Source organism: Dielma fastidiosa (assembly GCF_000313565.1).
GTDB lineage: Bacteria > Bacillota_I > Bacilli_A > Erysipelotrichales > Erysipelotrichaceae > Dielma > Dielma fastidiosa.
In genome coordinates, this window is sequence record NZ_HE578926.1 from 48780 (window position 1) to 55151 (window position 6372).

The window sequence follows — 6372 nt, forward strand, 5'->3', positions numbered from 1 at the left end:
ATCAGTCACCGAAGCTTACGTTAATCATACCGGTATCATTAGTGACTGTCAGATGATGCTTAGCGGAATTGTTATGATTAGAAATTTCACCTGTATTAATTTTCATGCTTTCGCCGTCGATCATAACCATCCCCATGTCGTGGTGAATGACATAATCATAAGCGTCATGATGATCATCAAACTCCAGATCAATAGCACCGACACTACCTTCAATAATTGTATCATTGCGGAAATCTCCTTCCAATGCGATTGCGCCTACCTCAGACTTAATCGTTGTTTTATCACTGTCTACATCAATCAGCTTGATAGCACCAGCCTCAGAATTAATATTAATCTCTTTAAAATCAAGATCCTTGACACTGATGGCACCTGCCTGACTATCCACCTTAAACAGATCCAATAGATCATCATCCTTAACTTTAATCAAAATGCGCTGATCATAAGAAGCGTTGCAATGGGTATCAGCTACATTGATTGTATACATACCATCTTTATTGCTGATTGTTAAGTCATCTTCATTAATATTTAAAAATTCAATTTTATTTTCATCACCTTCAATAGCTGTAATGCTGCTGCAGGCAGTGACAATGTCAAAGCCTTTTATGCTGCTGGGTGTCTCATGATGTGTCATATGATCAGATTGATGATTCATATCTTCATCATAATAATGATCATAATCGTCATAATCATCATAATCATCAAACCAATGCATATCATGCATATTCATTCCCATATGATTATTGTATCGGATCTGATTTGGCCGAGCGCCTAACGCATAACCAATACCGCAGCAGACAGTACCTACGGCAAAGACACAGCCGGATACACATAAAATTGTTTTCAGTGTTTTATTCATCGACATGCTCTTTATCCCCTTTCAAACGGTTATATAGATTTGCAAAACCATTAATTACGATTGGTTTTAATTTAATAAATAAGTAAATCGCAGCCGTAGCAATCAGTACGACACCGCTGATACCAATCAAGCCAAGACCAATTGACATAAGTCCTGATGCTAAAGAAACCGTCAGCATTTTAAACCCTGCATATACCAAACTGCATACAGCAATGAAGCCTGCCAACAGCACGCAGCCTAAAGCAAACAGCAGACAAACACCAACAACCACGGCCACAAAGATCAGTACCGCGAGTACAAGCACCAACGGCAAGCCGACCGGTAATGCCGCAATGCCAAGAAGGATCAGCGCTAATGTTTTCCAGCCATTATTGCTTTTTGGTTTCTCACGGTATACCGTTGTTGTATCTTCAGGAAGGCAATGCTGATTGATTGCATATTCAGCACGAATCTGAGCCGCGAACTTAGCCGGTGAACCTAAATCTCTAGCTACTTCCTCAGCATTTTCCTCGCCTGCCTCATCAAATAATTCACTTACATAATCAACAGCACTCTCAACTTCATCAATAGGAAGATTGCGCAGCCGGTTTTTTAAATGGTAAATATATTCTTTCTTAGTCATTTTCATTACCCCCTTTTAGGATAGAATCCACATTCTTGCTGAACAAGTCCCATTCCGCAAGATAATACTGGCACTTTACTCTTCCTGAATCTGTTAAACGATAATATCTTCGGTTTCTGCCTTGATATTCTTGATCATATGTTTCCAGATACCCCTCCTTCATCAATCTGCGAAGTACAGGATATAATGTTGATTCTGAAACATTCATTACTTTTTTTGCTTCCTGTGTCAGCTTATAACCATATGCATCTTCTTTCTGCAATATAGCCAGCACACAGGCATCCAGCAAAGCCGAGCCTAGTTGAAATACCATATCATCGACCTCCTTAACAATATTATACAGCGTATAGTATAGATGTCAATATAATATTGTTAATTTTTCAATACTATATGAAAGTAATGATAATTGCCTGGGAAATAAATTAAATCATATTCCTACTAATGTTCATCAATGCAAGAAAAAAGACTGCCAGCGGTATGTCAGCAGTCTATTGATCAGTTAATAAATATCATTTAATTGTGCTATGACTGTTTTAATTTTAAATATTCAGTAAATGTTGCCGCTCCTAACTTTCTTCGTTTTGAGAGCATTTTAGCCCAGATAGCATTCGCTTCAAATTCTGTAATAATTAAGCGATTATAGGCATCTATAAGAATATCACTTGTTGTAGTATGCTTTAGATGGTATTCAGATATATAATCTGCGATATCTGCTAAATTATTACTAGCAACAATTCCATCGTATTTTTTTGCTAAAGAAATTGCAGCTGCTTCACCTTTACCGATAATTTTATGCCCGCCTTTTGGTGCTTCTGTTAATTCATAATAGGTTGCATATTCCTCAGAACCAACGATTATATCTTGTAATGAAACGAGCTGCAGTTCAATTAATATTTTAATCCGATCTCTTAATTGAGGAACACTCGGTTTAGAAAGCTCAATATATACGGGTTTAGGTATAACGACTTTTCCCGGATAGAGTCTTGGTAATAAGCTTTCGTTATGTACCCAAAGAAAAGCACTAAGGCAATCAGTATCAAAGAAAAGCAAATCAGTCAAGCACTGCCCCTCCCTCCGTTTCTTCACCAAAAACTATATCACTGCGGAAAGCATCTAATAATAACTCCTCATACTTACCATTGGAAATTAAATTATGTTTGTATAAATTTTCAGCTTGATAGATGTAATGACCATAAACACACATTTTTTTATTTTCAGCTGATGGTTTATATAAAGAGACATCATATCCAAGTCTAGCAGCCAAGCTAATAATCCCTGTTTGCATAGAAGCCACAATCGCTGATGATATTTCTCCCTCCTCCTGCAAACGGATTAACATTACTTGATGACTTACACCGAAATATTGTTCCAATCGAATTATTTCTTCTATAGTTAACTGTCTGTTTATACCATTTTTTAATTTCTGGATTGATTCATATAAAGCTGCTGAAGGCATCAAAAAATAAGAAGCAAACTGATTCGCTTTTTTCTCATTTTCACTATCTTCATCTATTTTACTTGAGCAGATGGTAGTAAAATCAACCTCATCAAAGTAAAGATGGTAAAGTTCATGTGCTAAAGTATACCGCTGTCTGCCAATAGACATGTCTGAGTTTATTGCTATGATTGAGGATAATTGATTTTTAAAACAAGCTCCGCTAATATTTTTGCCTAGCGGATAAAACACTAATGAAAGCGTCTGAATAGTTTGTGATAATGAAAAAATATCAATGGGAGATAATTCATCTTCACATAGAAGATGCCTTATGCTTATTGCTTTGTTGTTTAAATCCATTTTATTGATCATTCTCAATACCTCCCGCAAGCTGATCCATTTTAAATTGATTTAAAGCTATTTTATTAATCACGGACAAAGCATATAGATCCGCTGTTTCAATCGACCCCGTTCTGAAAGCTATTGTATATATGGATGTAATATCTTTATCAGAAACCAAATCCTGAATAGGACAGCAAAAAAGATTTGCAATATCATTTAATAGATCAGAATTTATAGATCTTTCACCTTTTTCAAATTTAGATACTAAACTTTGATCAATTGATAAGTAATCAGCAACTTGTTTTTGAGTAAGATTAGCATTTTCTCGTAATTTTTTAATTTTCATACCGATATTTATTACCGAAATATTTTCCACATCCATTCTCCTTTCATGTTTTATACTTTATATTATACCTTTGTTCGTCATAAAGTAAATATAAAAAATGAATATAAATATGACAAACTTTCAAAGCCATAATAAAAGACTGCCAGCGATATGTCAGCAGTCCGTATTTATGATCAGACATCAAGCAACGATAATATAAATAAAACAACCAAACCAACAACTACACCGCCAATAAGCCCTAGTAAAACTTTTTTCTTATCCCCTTTTGCATAAAATTTATTATAAAGTTCAAATTCAATCATACCTATTAGAAAACTGATAATATGTTTCATAAATTTCACCAAAACATACCAATTAAAACATATGGCACGCTCCCCTTCTTTAATACATCTATACCATGAATCTGTTTGATGTTCAACATTTCATGTTACAAATATAATTTGCAAGCTATTTTTATTAGTATTCAGATGCTTTTATCATAGCAAATTAAAAAACAGGCAGTTGCCCTTTTGGACACTTCTGCCTGTCATTTATTTTTATTCTCTTACCCGATATCTATTTTATTATCTACTCTGTGATATTCTCCCCAGGATTAGGAATAGTTTCAGGTTTAGGAGTTAAAACAAGTCCAGATAAATCAAGTGTATATGTGAATTTATCATTACTAGTTTTTTCCATATCACCATCCATGTCTACTATGATCTCCAAAGAGGATTTAGCTCTAACTTCATCTTCAGTTTTTCCAAGATAGATAACCCAAGTATGGGGTGTTTCACCTTGATTAGGCTTATCTCCACGCATAGTTATGGTTTTAGCATTAGGAACATTAATATCAAATACAATATAATATCCCTCATTCATCTCTTCACCCCATGCACCCGCACTCCAGCCAGTCACATAGTTTAAAGTACCCGTAATTGTATCATTGGTAACCTCAACATTTGATTGAATATCAGCTAATTTTTTACCGTACCAATCAAAATCATCATTGGCTGTGAATGTTACCGGTTCTTTGAGTGTCAAATCTGAAGTATCAATTGTATATTCAATGAAGTTTCCATTGCCTTCGAAATCAACGCTTACCTTGATTGTATCTTCATTATCACGCAAACGAACAATCCAAGTGTGGGTATCGTTCTGGTTTTCAGCAGTATTCTTTAATTCTTTCACAGTATTATTATCTGATAATGTCATTTTTGATACGGCTGTTTTTTCAAAGCCTTTTACATCAATATCTAAAACGATGTAATAACCATTAGCTTCTTCACCCGGATATGCACTCCAGCCAGTAATATAATTAACATCTCCTGATGCTTTAATGGTATTACCGTTGCGAGTATAAGAAACACTTCCTAAATCAGTAGTAGCCTTTGCATAATCTTTACCGTCAAACAATTTAGTTACTGAAGTTTTACTGATTGGATTTGCTCTAACCTTTTCAACTGTCAATTTATATGTTTTTAAAACCTGATTATTCTCGTCTAAGAATTGATAATACAAATCCGTTTTTGATTCAGCAGCTGGATGAGTTCCTTGATCGTCTGTTGTCGCAATACCAATATACTGCATCAAGCAGTTACCATAGCTATTGGTATTATCTATTACTTCGGCATTACCTAAATCATTTAGATTTTTTGATGATTTTACTTGTGTAGCGCCTGCCGGTATGGCAATTTCCAAACCAGCATATAAAGTATTTTTATCAGCACCTAATGCTTCATCACCAAATAATTCTAGTAATGCTGCCTTATTACTTTCATTAAATGCCTCTGGCAGTATAATGGTTGCCTTGCCGTTTTCAGTCTTAATGTCAGCACCCGCTGCTTCATATGCGTTGGCGTATTCGAAAGTTTCTTTCCCTCCAAATTCACTTTCATCTGGAGCCATTGCATTTGGTCCATCCTGTCTCACAGCCACTGGTGCAAGTGTTGTTTCCACAGTCGGTCTTGTCTCACTGCCGCCGCTTGAAGAACCACCAGTTGATCCGCCAGTTGAAGGTTTATTTACTTCTGGTGCTTTCTCAACATCCTTGCCTGTTTCTACATCCTTGATAACTGTATCCTTGCCAGCTTCTACACCGTCAACATTCGCTTCAACTTTGTTAATTGTACCTTTACCGTCAATGCTTACTGGCGCGTCAGCTGTCAATGTGCCTACCGTACTGCCTTTTGATACTTCTACCTTCGTATCTTTTGCACTTTCTGTTACTATTACATTCTTAACGTCGGCATTTACCTTGATTTGTGTATCAGTCTTTACTTCAAGACTTTCTACCGGTGCCTGAATGTCCACGCTCGCATATGTCCGTGTACTTACTTCCTGTGCCGGTACTTCAATCACGATTTCACCTTTGGTTGTTGATTGTACTTCAATCTTCTCTACTTCACCCTTGAAGCTCTTGTCCGGTGTTACCGCTGCTGTCTCTTCCAATACGATTGTCTTAACTTCTGTTTCGCCGCTTAATACGACTTCTGTATTTCTTGTCTGTGTGCTGATTGATTCAATCTTTGAATCAGTGATTGTTAACTTACCGGCTGTCTTGTTGTCACCAATAATAACCAATTTACCTTTTACAGTTACACCTTTTAATTCTAATGCTTTCGCTGTTGTCACATCAACATACAGGTTACCTTCAATGACTTCACCTTCTATTGCTTCTGGATCTGTTAATACTACGGATTTTGATTCAGCTAATGGAATAGCTTTGCCATCTTCAGTCAACTCATAACCGTCTTTGACATAATCCTTCGCCATAACACCGGTACCTTTGA

Annotated in this window: 8 protein-coding genes; all 8 read right to left on the bottom strand. The window is 36.0% G+C overall.

What is annotated here, in order from left to right:
* Position 1: 1 nt before the first annotated feature.
* Complete coding sequence (locus tag DAHG_RS08120; protein WP_022937846.1) at positions 2–862, bottom strand: DUF4097 family beta strand repeat-containing protein; 861 nt, start codon at positions 860–862, stop codon at positions 2–4.
* Positions 849–1478 carry a DUF1700 domain-containing protein gene (locus tag DAHG_RS19105; RefSeq protein WP_022937847.1) on the bottom strand — a complete coding sequence of 210 codons (630 nt, stop codon included), beginning with the start codon at positions 1476–1478 and terminating at the stop codon, positions 849–851. Before DAHG_RS19105 ends, DAHG_RS08120 begins: the two co-directional genes overlap by 14 nt.
* Positions 1471–1791, bottom strand: coding sequence for a PadR family transcriptional regulator (locus DAHG_RS08130; protein ID WP_022937848.1), 321 nt, complete (start codon positions 1789–1791; stop codon positions 1471–1473). The genes DAHG_RS19105 and DAHG_RS08130 overlap by 8 nt, the downstream gene beginning before the upstream one ends.
* Positions 1792–2000: 209 nt before the next feature.
* On the bottom strand, positions 2001–2537 hold the full coding sequence (locus tag DAHG_RS08135) for a hypothetical protein (protein ID WP_022937849.1): 537 nt from the start codon (positions 2535–2537) through the stop codon (positions 2001–2003).
* Positions 2530–3285 (bottom strand): ImmA/IrrE family metallo-endopeptidase, encoded by a 756-nt coding sequence (locus DAHG_RS19110; RefSeq protein ID WP_022937850.1) that lies wholly within the window; start codon positions 3283–3285, stop codon positions 2530–2532. The genes DAHG_RS08135 and DAHG_RS19110 overlap by 8 nt, the downstream gene beginning before the upstream one ends.
* Positions 3275–3631 carry a helix-turn-helix domain-containing protein gene (locus DAHG_RS08145; RefSeq protein ID WP_205408112.1) on the bottom strand — a complete coding sequence of 119 codons (357 nt, stop codon included), beginning with the start codon at positions 3629–3631 and terminating at the stop codon, positions 3275–3277. The genes DAHG_RS19110 and DAHG_RS08145 overlap by 11 nt, the downstream gene beginning before the upstream one ends.
* A 143-nt stretch (positions 3632–3774) precedes the next feature.
* Positions 3775–3933 (bottom strand): hypothetical protein, encoded by a 159-nt coding sequence (locus tag DAHG_RS21130; protein WP_022937852.1) that lies wholly within the window; start codon positions 3931–3933, stop codon positions 3775–3777.
* A gap of 235 nt (positions 3934–4168) precedes the next feature.
* Positions 4169–6372, bottom strand: a 2204-nt coding sequence (locus tag DAHG_RS19115; RefSeq protein ID WP_034456878.1) for a hypothetical protein, incomplete at its 5' end; no start/stop codon positions are given.

Coding starts and splice junctions, on each gene's coding strand:
- DAHG_RS08130 (WP_022937848.1), bottom strand. CDS start 1,791: ATGGTATTTCAACTAGGCTCGGCTTTGCTGGATGCCTGTGTGCTGGCT.
- DAHG_RS21130 (WP_022937852.1), bottom strand. CDS start 3,933: ATGAAACATATTATCAGTTTTCTAATAGGTATGATTGAATTTGAACTT.
- DAHG_RS19105 (WP_022937847.1), bottom strand. CDS start 1,478: ATGACTAAGAAAGAATATATTTACCATTTAAAAAACCGGCTGCGCAAT.
- DAHG_RS08120 (WP_022937846.1), bottom strand. CDS start 862: ATGTCGATGAATAAAACACTGAAAACAATTTTATGTGTATCCGGCTGT.
- DAHG_RS19110 (WP_022937850.1), bottom strand. CDS start 3,285: ATGATCAATAAAATGGATTTAAACAACAAAGCAATAAGCATAAGGCAT.